The sequence below is a fragment of the Shewanella sp. Arc9-LZ genome, from assembly GCF_010092445.1.
Lineage (GTDB): Bacteria > Pseudomonadota > Gammaproteobacteria > Enterobacterales > Shewanellaceae > Shewanella.
Genome location: NZ_CP048031.1, coordinates 1,257,784 through 1,284,291 on the forward strand (window position 1 = coordinate 1,257,784; position 26,508 = coordinate 1,284,291).

Annotated in this window: 19 protein-coding genes; 5 read left to right on the forward strand and 14 right to left on the reverse strand. The window is 40.6% G+C overall.

The features are described from left to right. Window positions 1–132 precede the first annotated feature (132 nt). Complete coding sequence (gene radA, locus GUY17_RS05435) at window positions 133–1,512, forward strand: DNA repair protein RadA (protein ID WP_101085709.1); 1,380 nt, start codon at window positions 133–135, stop codon at window positions 1,510–1,512. Between the two features lie 86 nt (window positions 1,513–1,598). On the opposite strand, the gene GUY17_RS05440 is transcribed toward radA, so the two are convergent. From GUY17_RS05440 to GUY17_RS05455, 4 genes are all read right to left on the reverse strand, one after another. Next, the gene (locus GUY17_RS05440) at window positions 1,599–1,964 is read right to left on the reverse strand and encodes a PilZ domain-containing protein (protein ID WP_101085707.1); all 366 of its coding nucleotides are present in this window, start codon (window positions 1,962–1,964) and stop codon (window positions 1,599–1,601) included. A 157-nt stretch (window positions 1,965–2,121) separates the two neighbouring features. Then, on the reverse strand, window positions 2,122–3,474 hold the full coding sequence (locus GUY17_RS05445; RefSeq protein WP_101085705.1) for a YjiH family protein: 1,353 nt from the start codon (window positions 3,472–3,474) through the stop codon (window positions 2,122–2,124). Window positions 3,475–3,841: 367 nt separating this feature from the next. Continuing rightward, the gene (locus tag GUY17_RS05450; protein ID WP_162022537.1) at window positions 3,842–4,783 is read right to left on the reverse strand and encodes a U32 family peptidase; all 942 of its coding nucleotides are present in this window, start codon (window positions 4,781–4,783) and stop codon (window positions 3,842–3,844) included. A 9-nt stretch (window positions 4,784–4,792) separates the two neighbouring features. After that, window positions 4,793–5,794, reverse strand: coding sequence for a peptidase U32 family protein (locus GUY17_RS05455; protein ID WP_101085701.1), 1,002 nt, complete (start codon window positions 5,792–5,794; stop codon window positions 4,793–4,795). Window positions 5,795–5,934: 140 nt separating this feature from the next. Here GUY17_RS05455 and GUY17_RS05460 point away from each other — a divergent pair, with 140 nt between their 5' ends. Continuing rightward, window positions 5,935–6,432: an SCP2 domain-containing protein gene (locus GUY17_RS05460; RefSeq protein ID WP_101085699.1), complete on the forward strand. Its 498-nt coding sequence runs from the start codon at window positions 5,935–5,937 to the stop codon at window positions 6,430–6,432. Between the two features lie 167 nt (window positions 6,433–6,599). Here GUY17_RS05460 and GUY17_RS05465 read toward each other — a convergent pair whose 3' ends face one another. Together GUY17_RS05465 and yegQ are read right to left on the reverse strand one after the other, a co-directional pair. Continuing rightward, window positions 6,600–6,851: a YfhL family 4Fe-4S dicluster ferredoxin gene (locus GUY17_RS05465; protein WP_162022538.1), complete on the reverse strand. Its 252-nt coding sequence runs from the start codon at window positions 6,849–6,851 to the stop codon at window positions 6,600–6,602. Between the two features lie 12 nt (window positions 6,852–6,863). Continuing rightward, complete coding sequence (gene yegQ, locus GUY17_RS05470) at window positions 6,864–8,228, reverse strand: tRNA 5-hydroxyuridine modification protein YegQ (protein ID WP_101085695.1); 1,365 nt, start codon at window positions 8,226–8,228, stop codon at window positions 6,864–6,866. Between the two features lie 247 nt (window positions 8,229–8,475). On the opposite strand from yegQ, the gene GUY17_RS05475 reads away from it, so the two are divergent. Beyond that, window positions 8,476–9,318 (forward strand): HDOD domain-containing protein, encoded by an 843-nt coding sequence (locus GUY17_RS05475; RefSeq protein WP_101085693.1) that lies wholly within the window; start codon window positions 8,476–8,478, stop codon window positions 9,316–9,318. A 124-nt stretch (window positions 9,319–9,442) separates the two neighbouring features. Then, window positions 9,443–10,954: a bifunctional diguanylate cyclase/phosphodiesterase gene (locus tag GUY17_RS05480; RefSeq protein WP_162022539.1), complete on the forward strand. Its 1,512-nt coding sequence runs from the start codon at window positions 9,443–9,445 to the stop codon at window positions 10,952–10,954. A gap of 39 nt (window positions 10,955–10,993) precedes the next feature. Here the strand turns inward: GUY17_RS05480 and GUY17_RS05485 are convergent, their stop codons facing one another. From GUY17_RS05485 to ettA, 8 genes are all read right to left on the reverse strand, one after another. Then, window positions 10,994–11,428, reverse strand: a complete 435-nt coding sequence (locus tag GUY17_RS05485) for a thioesterase family protein (protein WP_101085689.1) — start codon at window positions 11,426–11,428, stop codon at window positions 10,994–10,996. Between the two features lie 40 nt (window positions 11,429–11,468). Then, on the reverse strand, window positions 11,469–12,191 hold the full coding sequence (locus GUY17_RS05490; RefSeq protein ID WP_254439870.1) for an ABC transporter substrate-binding protein: 723 nt from the start codon (window positions 12,189–12,191) through the stop codon (window positions 11,469–11,471). 431 nt (window positions 12,192–12,622) lie between these two features. After that, window positions 12,623–16,453: an EAL domain-containing protein gene (locus tag GUY17_RS05495; protein WP_162022540.1), complete on the reverse strand. Its 3,831-nt coding sequence runs from the start codon at window positions 16,451–16,453 to the stop codon at window positions 12,623–12,625. 310 nt (window positions 16,454–16,763) lie between these two features. Further along, the gene (locus tag GUY17_RS05500; protein ID WP_101085683.1) at window positions 16,764–17,237 is read right to left on the reverse strand and encodes an NYN domain-containing protein; all 474 of its coding nucleotides are present in this window, start codon (window positions 17,235–17,237) and stop codon (window positions 16,764–16,766) included. 17 nt (window positions 17,238–17,254) lie between these two features. Beyond that, entirely contained in the window at window positions 17,255–20,359 is a 3,105-nt protein-coding gene (locus tag GUY17_RS05505; protein WP_101085681.1) for a multidrug efflux RND transporter permease subunit, read from the reverse strand. Next, the gene (locus tag GUY17_RS05510) at window positions 20,359–21,396 is read right to left on the reverse strand and encodes an efflux RND transporter periplasmic adaptor subunit (RefSeq protein ID WP_243756208.1); all 1,038 of its coding nucleotides are present in this window, start codon (window positions 21,394–21,396) and stop codon (window positions 20,359–20,361) included. The genes GUY17_RS05505 and GUY17_RS05510 overlap by 1 nt, the downstream gene beginning before the upstream one ends. 323 nt (window positions 21,397–21,719) lie before the next feature. After that, window positions 21,720–22,952 (reverse strand): hypothetical protein, encoded by a 1,233-nt coding sequence (locus tag GUY17_RS05515; RefSeq protein WP_162022542.1) that lies wholly within the window; start codon window positions 22,950–22,952, stop codon window positions 21,720–21,722. A 285-nt stretch (window positions 22,953–23,237) separates the two neighbouring features. Then, window positions 23,238–24,905 (reverse strand): energy-dependent translational throttle protein EttA, encoded by a 1,668-nt coding sequence (gene ettA / locus GUY17_RS05520; RefSeq protein WP_011636506.1) that lies wholly within the window; start codon window positions 24,903–24,905, stop codon window positions 23,238–23,240. Window positions 24,906–25,166: 261 nt separating this feature from the next. Here ettA and glyA point away from each other — a divergent pair, with 261 nt between their 5' ends. Next, window positions 25,167–26,420 carry a serine hydroxymethyltransferase gene (glyA, locus tag GUY17_RS05525; protein ID WP_162022543.1) on the forward strand — a complete coding sequence of 418 codons (1,254 nt, stop codon included), beginning with the start codon at window positions 25,167–25,169 and terminating at the stop codon, window positions 26,418–26,420. Window positions 26,421–26,508 lie beyond the last annotated feature (88 nt).

Consider the following 26,508-nt stretch of genomic DNA (forward strand, 5'->3'; position numbering starts at 1 on the left):
ACCGTCATATTTGATTCGTTCGATGTGAGGTTTAGGCAGTAAAGAAATTTCTAACAATGATGCTTTATTGATTCGTAGACTGAGTGACATGGGTCATAAAAGTACTAATTGATTTGCAACCTAGGAACTAACATGGCGAAAGCTCCAAAAATGGCATTTGTTTGTGACGATTGTGGCCTGGATTATCCGCGTTGGCAGGGACAGTGTCGTTGTGGTGCGTGGAATTCTTTGGTGGAAATGAAACTGTCGGCCTCAAAGAGTTCAACTTCACGTTCATCGGTATTGGGATACGCTGGTGCTGTGGGGGGGGGCTCTAAAAAACTCAGTGAAGTTGAATCACAAGATGCCGAAAAAAGACTGACTGAAATCGGTGAATTAGATAGAGTGCTCAGTGGTGGTTTAACGACGGGATCGGTGAATATTATTTCCGGTGACCCAGGAGCTGGTAAAACAACATTACTGTCTGATTTGGTCGCTCGGATGTCACAATCTATGGCTTCACTGTACTGTACTGCAGAAGAATCATTATCTCAGTTCAAAAACCGTGTTAATCGTTTAAAGCTTAATTATAACGAAGATAACTTGTTTCTGCTGTCTGAAACCAGTGTAGAAGCCATTATTGAAGAATTAGAAGCCAAGCAAATCAAGTTTGCTGTCATTGACTCTATTCAAGCGGTTGTCACTGATGCGGCCAATGGCAGTCCGGGGTCGCCTTCACAAGTTAAAACGGCGGCTCAAGCATTTACTCAATATTGTAAAAAAAATAATGTCACCATGTTCATTATTGCTCACGTAAATAAAAATAACGAAATAGCAGGCCCGCAAACCTTGGTTCATATCGTAGATTCATTGCTACATATCGACACCAACGACGGGCAAATTCGTACCTTGCGCGCCAATAAAAACCGTTTTGGTGATGTTGATACCGTGGGGATATTCCGCATGAGTGAACGCGGTATGATCAGTGTTGATAACCCAAGTGAAATATTTTTATCGGGTTCAACCACCGAATCGCCGGGCTCGACCATCACTTGTATTCGTAAAGGTAACCGTAATTTACTATTGGAAATACAATGTTTAACCACCGAGACTGAATCTGAGTTTCCACAACGAGTGTGTGTGGGCTTAAACATGAATCGGATTAAAATGTTAACCGGTATTTTACGTAAGCATACTAAAACCAAAATTTTTCATGATACATTTTTTAATATAGTGGGCGGTTTAAAAATTGATGAGTCAGAAACCTGCATCGATCTAGCGCTTGTTACGGCATTACTGAGCAGTTTAAATGACTTTGTCGTGCCAAGAACCACTTGTATTATGGGCGAGTTGAGTTTGAATGGCGATGTGCGCCCAATTGATAGTGGTGTGCCGAGAGTCAAAGAAGCTGCACAACATGGTTTTACAGAGATTTTTATCCCATTTCGTAATTATCACAAAACCATGGAAGGGCTTGGGGCAAAAATTATTCCAGTGAAAACTATCCATGAGCTGCTTGAGTTAATTAATTAACCCTCGGTTGCTAAAAGCAAAACTTGAGCATAAAAAAGGTAAGTCATTGACTTACCTTTTTTGCATTTTTCGGTATATCTGAAAGCTTAAGGCGCTGGAGTGATTAACGACGTAAGCTCACGATCTAATAACTCAGCATCGCCTATGTTGAGTTCAATAATTCGGCGCAGGTGGGTAATGCTGTCAACGTCAATGTGAGTACACTTTAAGCCCAGGTGTTCTGGGGTTTTATGGACAATTGCCGCTTCCATTTTGAGTTCAATATCAGAGTCGGGTAACACAAACTCTAAGGTTAAAATGCTATTGAGTTGACCTGTATACCCAGATGGTAATTCTACTAATGCACCGTTAAGACTTAAATCTAAAATTTTAGTGCGCCAAGTTTGTTCTGTTTGCGCGAGATGAGCACTGGCTGCAAAAAAAATACGAGAAAATTTACGTCTGTCGTCCATAGTTTGCCCTTAGTAATCAATATCGCAAAGACACATAGTCAGTGTTTATTGTTTAAGCATACTCGATTTATCTCGATTACGCTGAGAATATTTAGTTTAAAAAAGGAGCGCATTGCGCTCCCTGGTTATTTTGAGTGGTTATATATACTGACTTTAACTAAATGAGTAAATGACCCATTAATGCAATAATCGGTAGTGTTACTAAGGTTCGTAGAATAAAGATAACGAATAGCTCAAAAAAGTTAACCGGTATTTTACTACCAATTAAAAGAGCACCTACCTCGCTCATATAAATAAGCTGAGTAACCGATAAAGCAGCAATAACAAAACGGGTCAAATCTGATTCTATAGAGCTGGCCAAAATGGATGGGATAAACATATCGGCAAACCCTACCACAATCGTTTTCGAGGCTTCGGTAGCTTCGGGAATATGCAGCAGTTCTAACAGCGGAATAAATGGCATACCTAAGTAATTAAAAATAGGCGTATGCTCAGCCAACACTAATGCAACGGTACCAATAGCCATAACAACAGGGATAACCCCGAATATCATATCGACAACGTTTTTAATCCCTTCAGTTAGCACATGCTTAATGCCGCCTGCAGAAGATGCGCGTTGCATTGCTTGATCAAATCCCCACGAAAACACACCATGATTGGCTGGGATCGTTTCGTCATCTTCATGGCGAGGGGTATTATCAATATACAGATCTTTCTTCCATGATAGCGGCGGTAATTTAGGGACTATTATTGCAGCAACAAAACCAGCTAAGCACACTGTCAGATAGAACGGCACAAACAAGTGCTCAAGTTTGACCTGTGATATCACCACTAAGCTAAAGGTTATCGACACGGCAGAAAAGGTTGTACCAATAACAGCAGCTTCGCGTGCAGTATAGAAACGGGTTTCGTATTGTTTAGTGGTCATTAAAATGCCCACACTGCCATCGCCTAACCAAGATGCCATGCAGTCAATAGCACTGCGACCAGGTAAATTGAATATTGGGCGCATTACTTTGGTTAATAATGTGCCAAAAAACTCCAATAAACCAAAATTGAGCAATAGCGGTAATAACATGCCAGCAAAAATAAATACTGAAAATAGTACAGGTACTAAATCATTCAGAACTAAGCCACCCGTGGCCGATGAAATAATCGCTTCGGGACCCACTTGCAAATAAACCATGACGATAAAAATTGCGCCTAGAATGCGCACCGCTAACCAAAATAAATTCACTTTCAGTAAAGTGCGTAAAAAAGTACTTTTACGCACGAATTTAGGATTAATGAGCTGTGTGAGTAACGAGGCCAATGCCATTAATACTACAATGCAGGTAACAATAAGCTGAATCGAACTGCCCATTTGGCTTTGCAACGCTTTTGAGATGATTGCAATCGGAATGGTAATCGAACCTTCGACATTGATAGGCGTCATAAACAGTAACAAGCCAATCAGTGACGGAATAATAAAGGTGAGAATTGTTTTAATGTTATGTTTTTTATGTGTCACGTTAAATACACCTTACTTATGTGTTCTAAGTTGGCCAGCTGTGCTACCCAACTGTTTATTATGGACCAAAATTGAATGTCCATTCAGTTGTTTTTTTGGGTAGGCAAGGTTACCCCCTTATTTGCTTTATGTAAAATGATAACTTAATCGAATAGATATTAGTTAAATGTGAGTAGATATTTACTTTAAGAAAGTGTCGGGGTATATGGTTAAAATCTAATTTAATCAGCCTGTTGAAACTTTGTTGCGGGTGTGTGTTATCTTTGGATCTAGCACTTTTTTATGGTTTGTATGCCATTAATAAACATGGATATGATGACGGTTCATGACCACTTTTATTAATGGCTATCAAGTAGCGTTTATAAGGTTAACGCGCTGGAGTATTGGGCTCAAGGGAATAGTCCATGCCCGGTAACCCTAACCAATAGCCATTGCAATGATGATTGATAATCGATGCCTGTTTATTGTCGTTAAACTGTTTATTAATTAGCGATTTACTATTAAGCGGCTCTTCTGTTATTTGTGTTAATACATCAGCAAGTTCTGAACCCATCGTTATATCGGCTAATTTATTGGGGGATATACGCCAATAATCAATCCCCATGTCTATCATTTGTGGAATTTGGTTAATCAGGTTTACCTGCGCCGCAGATTGAGTTTGAATGCCATTTAAGCGGAGTAACGGTTGTGACTCTTGAGTTTGAGCCAGTAAGCCTTTGCTATGGCGTTGGCAAATAGTTTGACACTTATCTTTTGGCAATTGGTAATGTTTGGCGGTAAAACAGCGTGCAGAATGTGCCAAGGGTAAATAGCCGTGACCGAGCACCTCTATTTCAAAAGCGGGTTTATCGCCTTGATTAATGACGGTGTTTAACCACTGCTGTGATAATTCACAAGGCATGACAAAACGGTACATCCCTTTTTGGTGCAATAAATCAAGACTGGTCCGATTGTAATTATTGATTGTTGGCCCACACACAAAGGGGACTTTCGCTTGGTGCGCATAATGTACTGCAGCCATATCATTCGCTTCGATACTAAAATCACCATTATTAATAGCTCGTTTCAGTTCATTAAGCTCAGATTGCGCTTCTATCAAAGCCATGGTTGATAACACCACATGTTTGCCATGAGACTTAAGCATATTGGCGAGATCTAGGTAGTCGTTAAACTTCAGTTCACGGCGGCGGCTACATACGGTTTCACCTAAATAAACGGTATCGATGTTACTCAATGCTACTTGCTGATAAAAGTGCTCAACGTCAGATTTTGACCAGCAGTAACTAATTGGAGCGAGAGATATTTTCATTGTAAAACCTTATTGCCATTGACGCTCATAAGCGCCCAATGTAGTGATTTGTCCTTCGGATACTTTTGCTAACGCTTGCGACCATTGTGGTTGCTCGCAAAAAGACTCGGGGTTGGCTAAATAAGTGTCGATAGCGCTACGCCAAACGTGGGTGACTTGGCTGACGTAAGCAGGGCTTCGCTGACGTCCTTCTATTTTAAGTGATTTAATTCCCGCTTGGGCGAGCTCGGGTAACAAGCTTAAGGTGTTTAAACTGGTAGGTGACTCCAGTAAATACTTTGCATCATGATCGTACTCAGCAACATAACGGCCTTTACAGACCACTGGATAACCCAGTTGTTGGTTCGCATCAGCTTTATCGATTAATACATTATTGAGTCGGGTCAATTTATCGCTGCCAGAATCTTGCCAGCGCACATGATTAGCCGGGGAACATGAGCCGCCGGTATTAGGTGATTGTCCTGTTACATATGATGATAAATGGCAGCGTCCTTCAGCCATGATACATAAACTACCAAAAGCAAATACTTCAAGCTCAACAGGGCTCACTTTAGCTAAATCTCTAACCTGTTTAATCGACAACACTCGTGGCAATACTGCTCGTTCGATATTAAAAGCTTGTTGATAAAATGACAGAGCCCCTAAGTTTGTGGCGCTGGCTTGTACCGATAAATGTAGCGGAAGGTGCGGATAATGCTGGTGGGCATAATCGAGTAATGATAAGTCAGCTACGATGAGGGCATCCATTTCTAATTGTGCGGCTAAATCAACGGCCTGATACCAGCGCTGTTCTTCGCCGGGTTTCGGAAAAGTGTTTAGGGTTAAAAATACCTTTCGCCCTTGGCTTTGGGCCAGTTTTGTCGCTTGTGCCAGTTGTACTGCAGAAAAGTTTAGACCTGCAAACGAGCGCGCATTAGTGTCATCTTTTAGTCCGAGGTAAACCGCATCAGCGCCAGCGTTCAGAGCGGCTTTGAGCGACGCTAAATTACCTGCAGGGCATAAGAGTTCCATGTTGGTGTTCTCATTTTTTTCAAAGAACAGGAGTGTAAATGTGATTGAGTTAACATGATTTGATTTAAAACAGGTTTCGTTAGATAAATTGCCAGTAAACTGACTTGATTATTGGTTCAATTTACAAGTAGGTACTCTCGATGGCTCAAGCATTTACACAACAATTATCGGCGCACTTGTTACATTTCGCGCCTCAAGTAAGCCGTCGCTCGCTGAACTTGATGCCTGAAGCGTTAAAAATAATCGTCATTAATAAGCTGCTTAATTTAGTGTTAGCGGAACAATTGAAGGCAGATGAACTCCATTTTCTCAAACAAAAGTGGGTAGGCATTTGTGTTGATGATATTGGTTTGCGTTTTGAGGTGGGTGTCGAACAACAACTACGAGTGCGTGCTTTTACTCAGCCTGATGTGACATTAAGTGCCAATGTGCCTGAGTTAATTTTGGTTGCAGCAGGCAAAGAAGATCCCGACACGCTATTTTTTCAGCGTAAATTACGTATAGAAGGGGATACAGAGTTGGGGTTAGAGGTTAAAAATTTATTGTTGTCTATAGAGTTAGATAACTTACCCAAACCCGCTCGGATCGGCATTGAGCAACTGGCAAAAGTATTACAAACATTAACAGCCAGTGAATAGTGATGGTGTTATTTGACTATAAAAATCGGCGCATTAAGCGCCGTTTTTGCAGATACTAGATGCTAGATACTAGATACTAGATACTAGATACTAGATACTAGATACTAGATACTAGATACTAGGTACCTAGGCACTATATATTAGCTCTTAGTTGCTCAATCCTGAGGTTACACATTGCCCGTGAGAGCAGCGTATTTTAGTAATAGCGCATCATGTGACTCGACATTTTTTGGGTCGGGATCGATACAATCTATAGGACAAACAGACACGCAAGTTGGCTTGTCGTAATGACCGACACATTCGGTGCACAACGCGGGATCGATTTCATACACCTCTTCACCCATAGTAATGGCCTCATTAGGACATTCGGGTTCGCACATATCACAATTGATACAGCTATCGTCGATGATTAGTGCCATAAAAACCTTAATTTAAGCTGGTTGATGAGGGTTTCGGGTATCCATTCCCTCAGGTAAATTACGCATTAACATGGCTTTGTCGATATTAATAGCTGCTGGAAGCGCTAGAAACACAAAATGGCCTGAGCCTAAAGCAGAGTCAATCGATTCGCCTTTGCGATTTATTAACCATTCAATAGTGATAACAAAATTACCTTCAGTTGTCATTATTTCAACACTGTCACCGACTGAAAATTTATTTTTTACATCAATTTCAGCCAAACCCTCAGCATTTCGTTTACCGGTGAATTCACCAACAAATTGCTGGCTATCACTCACAGAATGGCCATATTGATAGTTTTGATATTCGTCATGAACGTGACGACGTAAAAACCCTTCGGTATAGCCACGATGCGCCAAACCTTCAAGGTTGTTCATTAATGTGCGATCAAAGTCTTTGCCTGTAGCGGCATCTTCAATTGCTTGGCGATATAATTGTGCGGTGCGCGCGACATAGTAAAAAGATTTGGTACGACCTTCAATTTTTAATGAATCAATCCCCATTCTGGTTAAACGATCCACATGTTGAATAGCCCGTAAATCTTTTGAGTTCATAATGTAGGTGCCATGTTCATCTTCAAACGCAGGCATATACTCGCCAGGACGACCAGCTTCTTGCAGTAGCACTATGTCGCTACTAGGTTGGCCCGAACCTAATGTAGGGCTCTCAAACTGTACGGTTGGAGCCACAGGGATGATATCGCCAGTCTCTGTTTGCTGTGCTGGGTGCACATCGTATTTCCAACGGCATGAGTTGGTACAGGTTCCTTGATTAGGATCGCGTTTATTCATGTAACCAGAGAGCAAGCAACGGCCAGAGTACGCCATGCAAAGTGCGCCATGCACAAACACTTCTAATTCAATATCTGGACAACGTTGGCGAATTTCTTCAATTTCATCCAATGATAATTCACGCGATAAAATTACTCGCTTGATGCCTTGTTGTTGCCAGAATTTAACCGATGCCCAGTTAATCGCATTTGCTTGAACCGATAAGTGAACCACTTGTTCAGGAAACGCTTCGCGGACCATCATGATAAGCCCAGGGTCAGACATGATCACCGCATCAGGTTTCATCGCGATCACCGGTTGCATGTCTTTAATATAGGTTTTTAGCTTGGCATTATGTGGGGCAATATTACTCACCACATACAATTTTTTACCGAGGGCGTGAGCCTCTTCAATACCGCTGGCAAGTGTCTCCATTTTGAAATCATTATTTCTAACTCGTAAGCTATAACGAGGTTGGCCTGCGTAAACAGCATCAGCACCATAAGCAAAGGCGTAACGCATATTTTTAAGCGTACCAGCAGGAGATAATAATTCAGGTTTAAACATGTTTTTTGACCTAATTGAACATTGTGTGATGAAAGGGTCGAAGCTTACTTAAGGATATTAGCGAGGACAAATATAGCCTTGGTATTTGTGAGGTTGGTTGTATTTTTATTGTATCGAAGGAATTTATAACTGTTAAATCAGCACAGAAAGATATAAATAATTGAGTTGTCGTCAGTTGAGTAATCGCAAACGTTATCGTTTTGGGTATATAATCCAACATTAGAGACTATTTATTTATGGAGAACCCATGTCTACGGAACATCAACTCTTGGTTGGACTATTAAAAAAGCTCAAAGATGATGCTTTAGTTTTACCAACATTACCTGAAGTGGCCATGCGTGTTCAAGAAGTGGTATCTCGTCAAGATTCGAGCCTTAAACAAGTAGCAGATATTATTGGACAAGATGCGGCTATTTCAGCCCGTATTATTAAAGTGGCAAACAGCGCTTTATATTCTCGTGGTAATAAAGCAGAAAGCATCAATGCCGCCGTTAATCGTATTGGTTTAGTGCAAATTAAATCCATTACCACGTCAGTTGCCATGGAACAGCTCTTTATCTCAACCAACGAAATGGTGTGGGAGGTGATGGATGAGGTATGGAAGACCTCTATTGAAGTGACAGCTTCATCTTGTGCGATGCTTGAAATGTATAACAAACGTCATCCCACTAAAAAACTAGACCGTGATACGCTTACCCTTGCGGGATTGGTACATAATATTGGTGCATTACCAGTATTAACCGAAGCAGAAGTTCACCCAGAATTGTTTAGCCGAATTGATGACTTACGAAGTCTCGTACGTAAAATGCAGGGGCCGATTGGTCGTGCGGTATTAAAAACCTGGGACTTTGCCCCAGAAGTTATGGAAGTGGTTGAGCGTTGGGCTGATCTTCATTATATGCCTGAAAAAGTGACTTATCTCGACTTTATTCGTTCTGCGGCATTTTATACTGGTGAACTTAGAGCCGGTGAAGAGTTAGAAGAAAGGTTAGGTGTCTTTGTCCTACGAGGTTTACCTGTAACACCAGAAGATCTTGCTAGTGATGAGTTTATTGATATGTACCATTCAATTAAGCAAAGTTACGAATAATGCTATGTTAAGTGAGTTTCACGGATATTAATCAATGAGTTAACATTAAATGATTAATATCTAAGTGAGATTTTTTTGATGTTTAAATAACCGATGACTAAAACTGTAACATGATGAATACTTAATGAATTATTTGCTAATAACAGTGTTATTTATGATTGTGATTATGCTGTGCACCATTGCATTTCTCCATTGGCGTCAGCATCGTTTTATTAAACAATTAACTCACTCGTTAGAATTACAATTACTCAATCAAGATTCATTTAACATAGATTCTCCTGCCAAATCGTTAAAACCGCTCATTAATGTCCTTCATCATTTACATCAATCAAGCTTATTTAGCACCGAACGAGATAAGTTAACCGGATTAGCTAATCGTGTCGGCTTTAAACGTAAAATGTTGTCAAAAATGCCTATTTCAGAAGGTATGTTAGTGCTGGTGGATATTCGACAATTTCGTTTTGTGAATGATTTATTTGGTTTTTTATTTGGTGACAAATTGCTGAAAGCTTTTGCCAAGCGGATAGATAACCTGAACTGTAAAGCACAGTTCATCGCACGTATGAACGGTAATGAATTTTTGTTGTTTTTCCAGCAACCGTTGACTGTCGAGCAGTTGCAAACGATAAAAAATGATTTACAAAGTCCATTTGAAATAGAACAACAGCCAATCAGTATCAAAATGCAGCTCGGAGTATTGTCGCTCAATGAGCATCATGCCGATGTCAGTTTGATGCTGCGCCGTTTAGATTTAGCACTGAAGAAAGCCAAAGCATTAAAACAGCCGATTGCTTTTTACGATCAAGATGATGATAAAGCACAATACCGAGAATTGTTGATTATTAATGGCTTGCCTAAAGGGTTAAAGCAAGGTCAATTATTTATGGTATTTCAACCAAAGCTAGACATAAAAAGCGGCCGATGTAAGCAGGTTGAAGCGTTAATTCGTTGGCAACATGAAGGCTTAGGATTAATTTCTCCAAATGAATTTATTCCATTAGCGGAACAGACCGGAATGATCGATATTCTGAGTAGTTGGGTGTTAGATAACGTATTGGCTCAACAAGCCAAATGGCGAAATATGGGGGTTTACGTTAATGTAGCCATTAATTTGTCATCTACTGATTTAGATAATCCAAACCTTGCTGCCGATGTCGCCACCAAACTATCCCAGTATCTGGTTCCTGCCGAAACCATTACCATTGAAATTACTGAAAGTGTGTTAATGAAATCGCTCGAGCAAACGATTGTTACCTTAAATCAATTACGTGATATTGGAGTCAAACTTGCGATTGACGATTTTGGTACTGGTCATTCTTCTTTAGCTTATTTGCGTCATTTACCCGTTGATGAAGTGAAAATTGATAAAGCCTTTTTAGATGAATTTGAAACATCTCAAGCGGCGAAACAAATTGTTAAGACCAGTATCGAGCTGGCTAAAAATTTAGGTTTTGAAGTGACGGTTGAAGGGGTTGAATCTAAGTCTGTTTTAGATGCATTACATCTTTTTGGAGTAGACACTATTCAAGGTGATTACTTTGCTAAACCATTGACTGCCAGTGAGTTTGAACATCTTTATCCGCAACTTAATTATCAAAAAATTAATAATCCACACTTTAGTGATCCTAAAAGTTAACTCTCTTCAACGTTAAATGTCGTTGTGTCTGGTGGTTAATTACTTAAATCCTGCTGATAAATGAGCGATTAATTCTACAGGCATAGGTGCAAGTTGACGCTTCTGGTTCATGCAGACCATTTCAATTGTAGCGGTTACTGCAGGTTTTTTAGCATTAGGCCGCCATATTTGTTGTTTCCATACGGTACGATATTTACTTTCAAAATAAAATTGTGTGCGCACATCAATAATATCTGCAAACTCAACCCCATCGTGACATAACATATCGCTGCGATAAACGGCAAAACCCAATTGTTGTTGCTGCCAAAGTTGGCTGAGTACATCTGCGCCGATGACATGTTCACGCGCACGCTCGAAATATTTTAAGAAGTTAGGATGATATACCACACCAGAAAAGTCGGTGTCCTCATAATAAATTTGTACAGAAAAAGAGTGAACTGGGCTGTACTTGTGCTCTACAGAGGGGTGACTCATTACACTATGACCTTATGTTATTGATATTGTGGTTATGTCGTTAATCATTTGAAGGCAGAAGCAGCTGTTGGTACTTACCTTGTCTTTGTAACGTTAGCAGCCCTTTGTCGAGTAATTGGCTAATGTGCTCTGCTTGAGGGTTAAGTTTAGAAAATGCGACGAAAATTTTACTGGTATGATTATTAAACTTAGCTTTTATATTACGGCTAACACCCATCTGTTCGATGTAAACATCAGCAACAAGGTCATACATAATGGCGGTATCAATTCTGCCTACTAATAATAAATTGATTAATTGGCGCTGGCTATTTACCGTGATGACGTGTAACTGCAGCTGTTCAACAAGCGTCGTAAATTCGTCGCCGTACTCATAACCACTCACAATACCAATCGTGCTTTTTATTGGGATCTGCCATTTATTATCCGCAATGGTAGGGTGTTCTTTGGCAAAGAAAAAAGAAGCTGTTACTGTAAACAAAGGTTCATTACCGAATATAAATCGGTTAATAGTGCTTTGCTCTTTTGTCACATTAAAAACGCCATCAACCGAACCTCGCTCGGTCATAATCAAACCACGAGTATAGGGTACGACAATAGTAGAAACGTCAACATCAACTTGCTTAAAAGCCTGTCTAATAAGGTTATGGGAAATACCATTACCCACTTCATCGGCAAAAGGAGGCCAACTATCTTCTGCCGCTAAAGTGATTTTTAGTGGTTCCGCCACGGCGATGGTCGAGTTAAATGTATATAAAACTCCCACTGATATGAATATCAATTGGATGAATAAACGAGCTCGTTTGGGCATGGGAATGTAATCAAAAATTAGTTTTTTGTAACGTATTAACGACATATAATCCTTTATAGAAGTGTCCTGCTACGGCCCAGCAAGAATAACACTTTTGCAAATAAAGTGATATTCCCAATCATGTGAGCCCTCTCATTATTGATTTAAATAATAACAATGTAATGCGATATGAATAAGCATTTCACAGGTAATTATCTGCCTTGAAATGAATGTGTCTTCGCATCAATAACGAGAGTTTAAGGCACCTTATTAGGGTTAGTTTAGAATACAGATTGATAGGTAACAGCATCGTTAGTGAAGGTTATGTGTGTTTGCAGACGTCGCAGTAAGTCGTTAACAGTTTGGGTGCTGCTTATGCATGAATCGCTAATAAGTTGCCGCTCTCATTATTCGTTTTCAACTTCAACATATTCACATAAGGTTAACTTGTTATGTAGAAGACATACTTCTAATTGAGTGACATCAAGGGCATGACTGAATAAAAAACCTTGAACTATTTTACAATTATACTGTTTCAATTTAAGCAGCTGAGCATGAGTTTCGACGCCTTCTGCAATGACATCTAATTTCAGCTCATTACCTAAGGTAATGATGTTTCGTAATACTATATTGCTGGTTTCTTCAGGCAAAATACTGCTTAAAAACCCCTTATCAATTTTTAAAGTATCAATGGGGAACTGGGTCAAATAGTTTAATGACGAATAACCTTTGCCAAAATCATCTAGGGCAATACGTACGCGTAATTGTTTGAGTGCTAATAGAACGTCTTGTGCTGTTTTTAAATCTTTAATGAGTAATGACTCGGTTATTTCAAGTTCAAGATAATGAGCCGGGAAGGCGGTTCGTTCTAAAATGGCAGCAATGTCATCAACAATAGTCGGTTGTGATAATTGTACCGGTGAAATATTAACCGAAATATTACCTCTCAGTATCCCTTGTTGAAGCCAGCGATATCCTTGCTGACAGGCTTGTTCAAGTACCCATAATCCAATATCGATAATTAAGCCACTGTCTTCAGCTTGATCAATAAAGCGGCTAGGAGAAATCATCCCGTGTTGAGGGTGATTCCAACGAAGCAACGCCTCTAAACCGACAATCTCATGTGTATCAACGCAACATTTTGGCTGGTAATGCACTTCAAGTTGCGCATCTGACATGGCATTATTTAGCTGATCTTTAATCAATAATCTTTCTAATAGTGCCGTGGATAATGTTTCGTTAAAAAAGTAACTTCCGTTTCGCCCATTCTGTTTAGCTGCGTACATGGCGGTATCAGCATGTTTTAATAATGTTTTGGCATCTTTACCATCTTCCGGGAAGCATGCCACACCAATACTGGCAGAACTGTTTAGCCAATATTGATTAATTTGATAGCCTTTGTTGAGCGTTTGACGAACTCGTTCAATGATATTAACTAAATCTCGGTTCACGTCGGCCGCAACTTGCTCGTATGGAATGATTAAGGCAAATTCATCTCCGCCGAGTCGAGCCAATACATCTTGTTGGCTTAAACAATGCTGAAGCCGTTTACCAACTTGGATAATGAGCTCATCGCCTACGTCATGGCCCATAGAATCGTTAACTTCTTTAAAGTGATCTAAATCGATAAACACCACAGCGGCGGTGTTGTATGGATTAGACATAAGTAATGACAGTTGTTGATTAAAATGAAACCGGTTTGCCAATCCCGTTAAGCTGTCAAAGTTAGCCCGGCGACTGAGCTCTCTCATTTGTTTGATTCGAGATAACGCAAACAAAATCATAATCAATATAATCATGGTGCCCGAAGCAATTAATGCGTAATACCACCAGGCTTTTTTAATGTTAAATGCAAATTCTGCCTGTTGGTTGCTCCATATACCGTCGCTATTGGTGCTTTGTACTTTAAACACATAATCACCAGCGGCTAAATTAGTGTACATCGCCCGAGGTAGTAATGTGGTCAGCCAATCCTGATCGAACCCGGCTAACATATATCGATATTGATTCCGTTCAGGGGCGGTATAGTCTAATGATGCAAATGAAAACTGGATCATGTTGTTGTCGTAATCAAGTATCGGCTTCGGGGGAGGGTTATGGCTGTTAATATTAATATACGATTTATTGGCTATTTTTGCCGAAGTGATATGCACCGGAGGCGCAAAATCATTTTGGCTAATAGTGTCGATATCTATCTGTATCACCCCTTTATTAGTACCTAATAGTAACTGGTGTTGATAAATGGCTATTGCGGCTTCATTAAAGGTTAAGTTGTCGGTGTTAATCACGCTGGGATAAACACTTATTTTAGCGGTTTGGGGGGTATATTTGATCAACGTATGCTGGCTCGTTAGCCATAAATTACCTTGGTCATCACCAATGACGGCTTTTAAACGGTTATCTGGTAGGCCTTGCTGACGTGTAATGTATTCAATGGTAAATCCCTGAGGTACATTTGATGTTGGAATTATTTTTGCTAACCCGAGACCTTGGGTTGCTGCCCATATAATGCCTTGTTTATCTTGGTAAATACCGCCTATTCGGATGTTCTCTCTTTCATTACCTAAGCTTAAGTGTGAGGTGATATCCGTTTTAGGATCGATAATGAAAATACCATTGGTAGTGGCTAACCATAACTCACCTTGGGTAGCGATTAAACTGTCGAAGGTGAAATTCCCACCTGAAGTATAAAGATTATCCGCATCGTTAAAATAATGTTTTATTAAACCTTTTTGCGGGTTAAATAGCATTACGCCAGCGTCTAAATAGCCAGTGATCCACACATTGCCTTCTTGGTCTGGGTTAACAGTATAGAAATCAGTATTAGGAAAGCCATAGGGATTATTCACTTTATTACTAAAGTGTTGCACAGTGTCGGAGCGTTGATCATAAAAACTCAGGCCTTCAGCGTCAGAAAACCACAGATTATTATCTTTGTCTGTTGTTACGTTCCAAATATTGTTTATTAATGATGGAGTGGTTTTATCTTTTAAAGGTCCTAATTCAACCGTTTTATTATCGATGTTTATCTTATCGATACCCTTATTTGTTGCTACCCAGGCATCACCTGATTGCGTTAAGGCTATTGCGTAAACATTGCCTCCTGATAGCTCTGATTGGCTGGCAAGGGGTTTATACAGTCGACTTGATTTTTTCAATGGCGTGTAAAAGGCCACACCTTGGTTAGTCGCAAACCAAATGACTCCTGAATGGTCGATAAATACATCATCAACATCATTGGTCGGTAATGATTGTTGATTAAACGTTTGTGAGGTTAACCAGTCAAAATGTTCGGATGCGACAGTTAAATTTGCCGCACCTTTATCGGTACTAATCCAGATATGTTGATCGTCTTCAATCGCTATGCTGGAGATGTAGTTACTGGGAATTTGTCCAACCTTTGGTTGTTTTGGACTAAAAAAATGCTGGAATGTGTTGTCGTTAGGCATAAATTTAATTAAGCCAAAATGTTGGCTACCAAACCAAAGTTGACCATGATTATCTATTTGACTCGTCAGAATGTAATCATTAAATAAATCTGCCGTAGTAACGGCTGAACCTGTAGTGGATATTGCTTGTGCTTTATCTGATTGATATAGCTGCATTGTTGTACTGTTGGGTTCTAATAATGCGAGACCATGGTCGGTCCCTACCCAAATACGGTGTTGAGTGTCTTCTACTATGCTGTAAATAGATGTTTCTACAGGAGTATCTTGTTGGTTTAAATATAATGGAACCGAGATGAAATCGGTTCCATGCTCTGTTTTATATTGTAACCCACTGCCAGTACCTATCCATAGCTGGCGTTTTGAATCCAAGTATAAACGCATTATCCAATTGGTGTTTTGAGCGAAAGGCTGTTGTGAGGTGGGGTAGGTGTTAAGTTCATCATCGACGGTGAGTTGATTAAGACCGTCTTCAGTAGCAAACCAGATATTGCCTTGAGCGTCTTCGATAATATCTGTCACAAAGTTATTCGATATATGTCTTTTGGATCCCGGTGAAAACTGAAAATTTATAAACTCTTGGCCATCATAGCGGCTCACACCAGCATCGGTTGCAAACCATAAAAATCCATTTTTTTGCTGATAGATAGAGGTGATCATGGTTGACGGTAAACCGTCAGCAATATTGAGCCTATCTATTTGAAACTGTTCTGCGTTTGTGGCTGAAATAAAGGCAACTGAAAGAAGTAAGCATAACAGCGAGCATAACCATCTTTGGAAAAAGAACACCATCAGAGACCTTATTATTATTTTTATAAAAAACTGATTTTGATACCTATAATAACAGGATGATATATTGTAAATACAGTCACTATTTTACACAACAAAATAATAACATTGTTTGTGAATTTGGGATCTACTCATCTTCCTCTCATCAAATTTAAACCGTATTGATGAGAAGAAACTTGTGTAAATGAAGGCTGAATGGCTGAGGAATAAATCAAACTAATTTCTGTTGGTATCTATCTTAGCGATGTTTTTGTCGTATGTGTTAGCTTTGTCGCTTGTGCTTAAAGTGGGTGATTATTGTCATTGTTTGTATTTAAATAAGAAGAGAAGTATCGATGGCAGTGAATTGCTGGGCTTGATCGGTTAATGATTTTGCAGTGAGGCGCTCAACACTTAGTACATGGGTATAGCATGTGGTCGTTTGGTTGATTTTTTTGAGTAATAAATCGAAATCACCATCACCAGACAGTAAAATAACCTCATCTACCGTGGGCGCTATCTCTAGCATGTCGATGGTAATCCCAACATCCCAATCTCCCTTGGCGGAACCATCACTGCGCTGGATATAAGGTTTGGTTTTAACCGTAAAACCAATATGTTTTAGTGCATCTTGAAATTTAACCTGACCGTCATCGGCTGGTGCTATAGCGTAAGCTATTGCGTGGCTAATAGTGCCCTGTGCCGACAAATGTTTGTATAAAGCTCGGTAATTGAATGAACGGCCAAAACCTTGCTTACAGGTGTAATAAATATTTTGCACATCTACAAATACGGCAAGCGTTGTCATTATTACACCTGTGAAGATTAAGGCTGTTGCGCTTTTTGAGCGGCAATGGCGTCATTAAGTTGTGCTTCAACAAACCCTGGAGAGTGAGTTGACGAAGAAATAAGTCGGTACATTGCGGGTATCACCAATAGGGTGACAACGGTCGCAAATGCCATGCCGAAGAATATCACAGTTCCTACCGCAATACGGCTTTCACTCCCCGCGCCGGTTGATACGATTAATGGAATGGCACCAATAAGCGTGGTAAAGGCTGTCATTAAAATGGGTCTTAAGCGACGAGCCGATGCGTCAATAATGGCATTGTCGAGCGATAAGCCTCTGTCGCGTAGCTGATTAGCAAACTCAACGATTAAAATACCATTTTTAGTTACCATACCAATTAACATGATCATGCCAATTTGGCTGTAAATATTCATCCCTTGATGAGTGAGCACTAAGCCAATAAAGCCACCAAAAATCCCCATGGGAACGGTAAACATCACCACTGCAGGGTTGATAAAACTTTCAAATTGAGCCGCCAATACCAGATAAGCAATCAGCAGTGCTAAAGCAAATACAATGAGCACCCCAGCTTGGTTCTCTTTAAAGTCTTTTGACTCACCCGTGTAGGCAATTGAAATATCGTTTGGCAGTAATGTTATTGCGCGTTGTTCTAAAAAGTCGAGGGCTTCGCCAAGGGTATAACCTTCGCCTAAATTTGCCTTGATGGTGATCGATTTTTGCTTATTGGTATGACTTAATCGTTGCGGCGAGGCAACTTCTTCAACTTTAGTGACGGTATCAAGGGTGATTAATTCGCCTTTGCTGCTTCTAAAGTAAATCTTACTGAGGTCTGTGACGCTGTTAAAGCTGTTTTCATCACCGCGAAGGTACACATCATATTCTTCGCCACGTTCAACAAAGGTTGTTTCACTGCGGCCGCCCAACATGATTTCTAAGGTTGTCGCTATTTCTGCAACGCTAATGCCTAACTCTGCAGCTCGTTGCTTGTCTACCGTCACAACAAGTTCTGGTGTGGTCTCTGCGTAATCTAAATCAGCCCCGTCCAGCATAGGGCTTGCATCGGCTTCTTGTTGTAGTACTTGAGCCCATTTAAATAACTCAGCATAGTCAGAGCCGCCCAGTACAAATTGAACCGGTTCACTTGATTGGCCTCTAAATCCTGGCAACATTGGCCGTACCATTACATCGGGAATGTCTTTTAACGTTTGGCTGATTAACGCTAACGCTTGTTTAATATCGGTATCACGATCTTGCCAGTCTTCTAACTGGATAATCGCAAATCCGGTTTGATCTCCCGCTCGACCGCCAAATGCTGGCGCTTCAACGCTAAATGATTTCACTACTCCTTGACCCAATAGTGGCATTAATCGGTTTTCAACAATGTCCATATTGGCAACCATGCGATTATAACTGGTGCCTTCGGCGCCTTTAATAAACGCAAATAATACCCCGCGGTCTTCTTGTGGTGAGAGTTGAGAAGGGACTTGTTGCAAGAGTAAATAGCTACCACCGATGCAGGCGATAATAATGAATGGTGCTGCCATGCGCCAGTGCAATGCCCATTTGACCATACTACGATACCGTTGCTCTAAACGATTAAAGCCATTATCGATCGCAATGTTAAAACGATTTTTCTTCACATTGGCTTTTAATAGTTTACTGCTCATCACTGGGGTAAGGGTAAGGGCGATAAGGGATGAAAACAGCACCGACATTGCCAGCATCACGGAGAACTCAGTAAACAATAACCCGACCATGCCATCCATAAATGAAATAGGTAAAAATACCATCACCAGTACTAGGGTAGTTGATATCACAGCAAAACCGACTTCGCGAGTCCCTTTGTAGGCCGCAAGTATCGGTTTTTCACCTTGTTCAATATGGTGGAAGATATTCTCAACCACAACGATGGCGTCATCAACCACTAGACCAATGGCGAGAATAAGCGCCATTAGGGTTAATAAGTTAATGGAGTAACCTAAGCTGTATGCCGCCATAAATGCGGCAATTAATGATACTGGTACTGTGACTGCAGGAATGAGTGTTGCCCGTACTTGACCGATAAAAATGTACAGCACAAGAATAACCAATACCCCAGTAATGAATAGGGTGTTGTAAACCTCATTAATCGAGCGCGCAATAAACACATTGGCATCATAATCGACAACCAACTGCGTTCCTTTTGGCAGAAAACTCTGCACTTTGTCGACTTCTTGTTGTACTTGCAGTGATATGTCTAATGGATTGGCATCAGATTGCGGCACTATGCCTAGGCTTAGGTTAACGATGCCGTTACTTTTAAAGGTCGAGTTTTCATTTTCTGCCCCAATGAACACGCTAGCGACATCTTTAAGATAAATAGGCGTGCCATCGTCAGCAGTGTGGACAACTAAATAGTTGAAGTCTTCTGGGCTGTAATATAGCCGTTTTGTTCTGACTGACATGACGGTGGTGTCGTTACGGACTTCGCCACCGGGTGTTTCAAGATTTTCGGTATTTAACGCACTAATAATGTCGTTGGTAGTTACATTTCTACCGGCCATTAATTGCGGTTTTAGTTGTACATACATGACTTTGTATAAGCCACCAGAAATATTGACTGAGCTCACCCCAGTAATTAAGCTAAATCTGTCCTCTAATACCCGCTGGGCGTAATCAGTGAGTTGAGTACGATCCATATTTTCAGAGCTTAAGTTGACGTAAATCGACGGCTCACCAGTACCATTATCTTTAGATACAATCGGATCATCAGCTTCATCGGGTAAGCGACGTTGTGCTTTGGCAACGGCATCTCGTACGTCACTGACGCCTTCGGTTAAGTCCCAACCTAGTTCGAATTCGATTGAAATACGTGACATGCCATTTCGAGTGGTTGAGGTAATTTCATCAATACCGCTGATGCCAGTTAATTCATCTTCAAGGCTCTTAGTGATTTTACTTTCCATAATAGTGGCAGATGCACCGCTATAAGTGGTCATGACGGTCACTACCGGATTTTGTACGTCGGGCATTTCTCTAACCGACAGTTTAGAGAACGACACTAAGCCAAAAACACACAGTAATAAACTTAATACAATCGCAACTACAGGGCGCTTTACCGCCGTATCACTTAGCCACATTATTGTTGCTCCTGTTTAACAGGGCTTGTTTGAGCTTGCTTAGCTAAGTCTTTTACTTTGACACCATCACGCATATTTACCAGCCCTTGAACGACGATGTGGTCGCCGATGTTTATGCCAGATTCCAGTAACACTTGATCGTCAATTCTGGCGCCTAACATCACTTCGGTGCGTGTGGCGATATTGTCCTGGTTGATTACGTAGACATAACGTTTGGTACCAGAATATTCAAGTGCTTGTACCGGAACAATAGGGGAAGACACGCTTGGAAATACCAGTGTCGCTGACATCATCATACCGGGCTTTAATTGACCCTTTTGATTATCAAACTGACTGCGAATATTGAGATTGAGTGTTTGTGAATTGACGCGTGGATCAATAGCGATAATCTTGCCAGTAAAAATGGTTTTATTCCATGCTCTGCTGGAAGCGTTTACCGACATTCCTGTACTTAACAAAGAGAGATAATGCTCCGGCACTTGTAAATCGAGCTGTAACACGGATAAATCATCAAGTGATAATAGTGACTCATTGATACTGACCATCTTGCCGCGACTGAAGTTAACCAAACCAGTGTTTCCGGAAAATGGCGCGGCTAGAGTATGGTAATCCAGATCTGTTTTGGCTGATTCAAGGCGAGCGAAAGCAATATCAACACTGGACTTTTGAGCTTCTATTTCTGTTTGAGTGATGGCGTTAACGTGAATCAACTTGTTAAACTCATTAAGCTTACGCACTTCATCTTGATAATAGGCTTGCGCTTCGGTTACGCTGGCTTTTGCTTTGCGGTTATCAAGTGTCAGTAGTGCTTGGCCTTTATTGACGTATTGGTTAGATGTGACTGCTATGCTGTCTATTTTTCCTGCGACTTGTGGCGCGATCATTACCGAGTGAGTTGCCGCCAGTTTTCCTATTAAGGTAATTGATTGCGAAAGCTCATGTTGTTCAACGGTGGCGGTGACGACAGGAACCACTTTTTCAGCGCGAGGAGGTGTGGGCGCGGCAACACCATTGGAAATAAACCCAACATATCCCATCATCAATACGGTAGTCGAAAAAAGACATTGGCTAAGTTTTTTGATCATTTAAGTACACATCTCTATAAGCAATAATTGATGATGTCGTTACAAGACGACATTGGCTAACGACTAGCCCGTGATTGATGCAAGCTTATTGTAATTATATTTGCTTAACCAAGCGTAAAGTAATGTAAATCTTTTAATTTTCTTTGTAACAAGGCGCATATCAATAGTGGGTTTTGATGATGCTATAGCAACAAAAAAGCCATATCCGAAGATATGGCTTTGATTTATGTCAGCCAGGCTGAACAAATAGTTATGTTAAAACACTGGTTGAAACATTACTTCTCGATAGGCTCGTTAGTAAATTCAATGTTTTGCTTTTTATTGACAGGTGTAACACCCATAAAGTATTCATAACCTTTATCTGATGATTTCTTTTTGGCATCATCATCACTTAACTTAATACTGGTTTGGTCTGAAAATAAGGTGTATTTAGCCTTAGTTTTTTGGACTACAGGCTGCGGTTTAGCTGATGGTTTAAGAATGCCTTTTGGGACTTCTGCTGTCACTGCTTTAGCTTGGTTGCTGGCTTTGTTAGACGAAGCAACATTGGCAAATTTATAATTAAATACACCATTGCCTTCAACATTTTCGACGCTTGATTTATCTTGATTTTGGTAAGACGCTAAAATGCCGTGTTTCCCTAAAGGGATCTCGTGAAAAAGTTTTTTACCCGTGCCTACTTTGGTGCCATTGATATACCAATCTGCTGGTACGTTACTGATTAAGGTAACCATCGCCGACTTAAGGCCTAATTCTTCATTTAACATTGAGTCAATTTTATCGTTATAAGAAGGCTTAAAGTTCATTGCCACTTTATAATGCAAATCGCCTCTCATATTCATATTGGCGTCGATAACTTCATATGACAATAAAACACTTTTGTCATTTAAAAACGGCGACTCATTACGAGTATTGGATAAAATGCTGCTTTTAGACTCTTTCAAACAATCTGCGATAGTTTGATATTTTGAACACTCAGTCGAACCATTAATATTGACTGGCAGTGTGCTGCTTGATTTAGATAAATCTGCAATTAAACGATTAGTAATATCAGTTTTGAGTTTAAATAGTTGCTGACTTTTAGCGGCACGTTTTTTATTTATCGCCTCATATTCAGTTAATATTTCAACTTTTTCAGTTTCAAGGCGTTTACTGTCTTCTTCTGCCTTTAGGGTTAATTCATCGACTAAATTGACAGACTCTTCAATTTGTTTATAGGTTTCTGGAAGCCCTGTTTTAGCCCGAATAACCTTAGGTAATTCTGTAATAAGCTCATCGTAGCGCTGCTGTTCTGAAACAATTGTTTTTTTCAGACCTTCAACGTCATAGGCTTTTTTATTAAGCTGTGAGAATTTGTCATTAACAGTGATTAGCAGAGAATCGATATCGTATTGATTTTCAATTTTATTGAGAGTCTGCTTTTCTGATGTGGTAATGACTTCGAGTGCCGCAAATGAGTTGCTTGCGTATAAGCACAATAAAGCAAGGCTAATTGAACCGTATCTCACTGATATCTCCATTAAATTTCTCTACAAGCTGGAACCATCGACACTCTGTATTGCGCTGAGTGTAATCAGCAAAGAGTAAAATAATCCGTTAATAATTTATAATACTGAAGTTATTTTGGCTTTACAAACAGATTGTGGTGCATTGCTCACAATAAATTGACAAATTTTTGACACTTGTCGAGATTTCGATCGTTAGTTTTGTAATAACCTTTTAAATAATGGCTAATATAATAAAGCAGAGCGCTGAGGCTCTGCTTTATTATTCAACACTTTATTGCAGACGAATTATTTATTTAAACGCTTGTATTTTAATCGATGCGGTTCTACTACATCGGTGCCTAAGGTGGCTTTTAACCAAGTTGAGTACTCAGTATAGTTACCTTCATAGAAGCTCACTTTACCTTCATCACGGTAATCCAAAATATGGGTCGCAATACGGTCAAGGAACCAACGGTCATGGGAAATAACCATTGCACAACCAGGGAACTCTAATAACGCTTCCTCTAACGCTCGTAAAGTTTCAACGTCCAAGTCGTTGGTGGGTTCGTCGAGTAATAATACGTTGCCACCGGCTTGTAATAACTTAGCTAAGTGAACTCGGTTGCGCTCACCCCCCGATAATGAACCAATTATTTTCTGCTGATCGCCACCACGGAAGTTAAAGCGGCCTACGTAAGCACGGCTAGAAATTTCAGTGTTGTTGATGCGCATAATATCTTGGCCGCCTGAAATTTCTTGCCACACGGTGTTTTTGTCATTCATCGAATCACGGAACTGATCAACCGACGCAATTTGAACCGAATCACCGACAGAAATAGAGCCACTGTCTGGTTGTTCCTCGCCTGAGATCATTTTGAATAAGGTTGACTTACCCGCACCGTTAGCACCAATAATGCCGACGATAGCGCCCTTAGGAACCGTGAATGTCAAATCATCAATCAGTACGCGGTCACCATATGACTTGGTTAAATTAGTCACTTCAATGACTTTGTCGCCTAAACGAGGCCCTGGTGGAATAAACAGTTCATTGGTCTCGTTACGCTTTTGGTAATCGTTGGTGTTCAATTCTTCAAAGCGAGCCATACGGGCTTTACCTTTTGATTGACGACCTTTAGCACCTTGGCGTACCCACTCTAATTCTTTAGCAATGGTTTTTTGGCGGGCGCTTTCTGTGGACGATTCTTGGGACAAGCGCGCATCTTTTTGTTCAAGCCAAGATGAATAGTTACCTTCCCATGGAATACCTTCACCGCGGTCAAGTTCTAAAATCCAGCCAGCAGCATTATCTAAGAAGTAACGATCGTGGGTAATCGCCACCACGGTGCCGTTATATTCTTGTAAAAAGTGCTCTAACCACGCCACTGACTCTGCATCCAAATGGTTGGTTGGTTCGTCGAGTAATAGCATTTCCGGTTTTTCAAGCAATAAGCGACAAATGGCCACTCGGCGTCGTTCACCACCAGAGAGTACGGCAATTTTCTCATCCCAATCGGGCAGACGTAATGCGTTAGCTGCACGTTCAAGAATATGATCAAGATTATGCGCATCTTGAGATTGGATGATGGCTTCTAATTCGCCTTGCTCTTTTGCAAGTGCGTCGAAGTCTGCATCGGGCTCAGCATAAGCAGAATAGACCTCGTCTAAGCGTATTAGTGCATTTTTAGCTTCGCTTAGGGCTTCTTCGACGGCTTCGCGCACAGTTTGTTGTTCGTTTAAGCGCGGCTCCTGCGGTAAGTAGCCAATTTTTAACCCAGGCATTGGGCGTGCTTCACCTTCAATTTCGGTATCTATTCCCGCCATGATGCGCAGCAATGTTGATTTACCCGAACCGTTTAACCCGAGCACACCAATCTTAGCGCCAGGAAAGAAGCTTAATGAAATGTCTTTTAATATTTGCTTTTTGGGTGGGACAATTTTACCCACACGAAGCATGCTGTATACAAATTGAGCCATAATTATACTGTCTAATTGTCAACAAAGATGGTGATAATTCTACTGTATTATGTGCTGAACTCAACAGGCAATTGTGTGATTTTATCTAGCGTGCTTTTTAGACTCAATTCGCTAAACAATCTGCTAGCTTGGTGTTATCAACATGAATCGTTTTGTATTCAGAACACAGTGAATTTCATGTTGTTTGTACTGTAAATCATTATCGTTGCAGAGTAGAATACCGCGCAACCCTACTATATAGATAATGATGTTGGAGCTACCATGTTGAAGAAAGCGATGAATATTGCGGATTATGATCCAGAATTATTTAAAGCCATTGAAGATGAAACTTGTCGTCAAGAAGAACACATTGAATTGATTGCATCTGAAAACTATACCAGTCCACGTGTGATGGAAGCGCAAGGTTCTCAGTTAACTAACAAGTATGCTGAAGGTTATCCAGGCAAGCGTTATTATGGTGGGTGCGAATACGTTGATGTTGTTGAAACATTGGCTATTGAACGCGCAAAAGAATTATTTGGTGCAACTTATGCCAACGTACAGCCTCATTCAGGCTCACAAGCAAACAGCGCAGTGTTTATGGCGTTGTTACAACCTGGTGATACTGTTTTAGGGATGAACCTTGCTCATGGTGGTCATTTGACCCATGGTTCACCAGTGAATTTTTCAGGCAAGCTTTACAACATCATTCCTTACGGTATCGATGAAGCTGGCAAAATTGATTATGACGAAATGGAACGTTTAGCCATTGAGCACAAGCCTAAGATGATGATCGGCGGTTTTTCGGCATTTTCAGGCATAGTCGATTGGGCTAAAATGCGTGAGATTGCCGATAAAGTTGGTGCTTATTTGCTTGTTGATATGGCTCACGTTGCAGGCTTAGTGGCTGCAGGTGTTTATCCAACCCCTGTCCCACATGCACATGTGGTCACCTCAACAACTCATAAAACATTAGCGGGTCCACGTGGCGGGATTATTATCTCTGCTGCCGATGATGAAGTGTTGTATAAAAAGTTGAACTCAGCGGTATTCCCTGGTGGCCAAGGTGGCCCTTTAATGCATGTAATCGCAGGTAAAGCGGTTGCATTTAAAGAGGCATTAGAGCCAGAGTTTAAGGTATACCAGCAGCAAGTTGTTAAAAACGCTAAAGCTATGGTTGAAGTGTTTTTAGCTCGCGGTTACAAAATTGTTTCTGGCGGTACAGAAAACCATTTAATGTTGGTTGATTTAATTGGTCGTGATTTAACCGGTAAAGAAGCTGATGCTGCATTGGGCAATGCCAACATTACCGTCAACAAAAACTCAGTACCTGATGATCCACGTTCACCGTTTGTCACCTCTGGTGTTCGTATTGGAACGCCAGCAATTACTCGTCGTGGTTTTAAAGAAGCAGAAGCGAAAGAATTGACCGGTTGGATTTGTGACATTCTTGATGATGCATCTAACGCCGAAGTGGCTGAACGAGTGAAAGGTCAAGTGTTGGCATTATGTGCCCGATTCCCTGTATACGGTTAATCGTCACTTGATGCCTGTTGAAAAGGTTTAGGTTAACCTTGCTCAACAAATAGGATAAACTTTAATGGCCGCTAATTGTTAGCGGCCA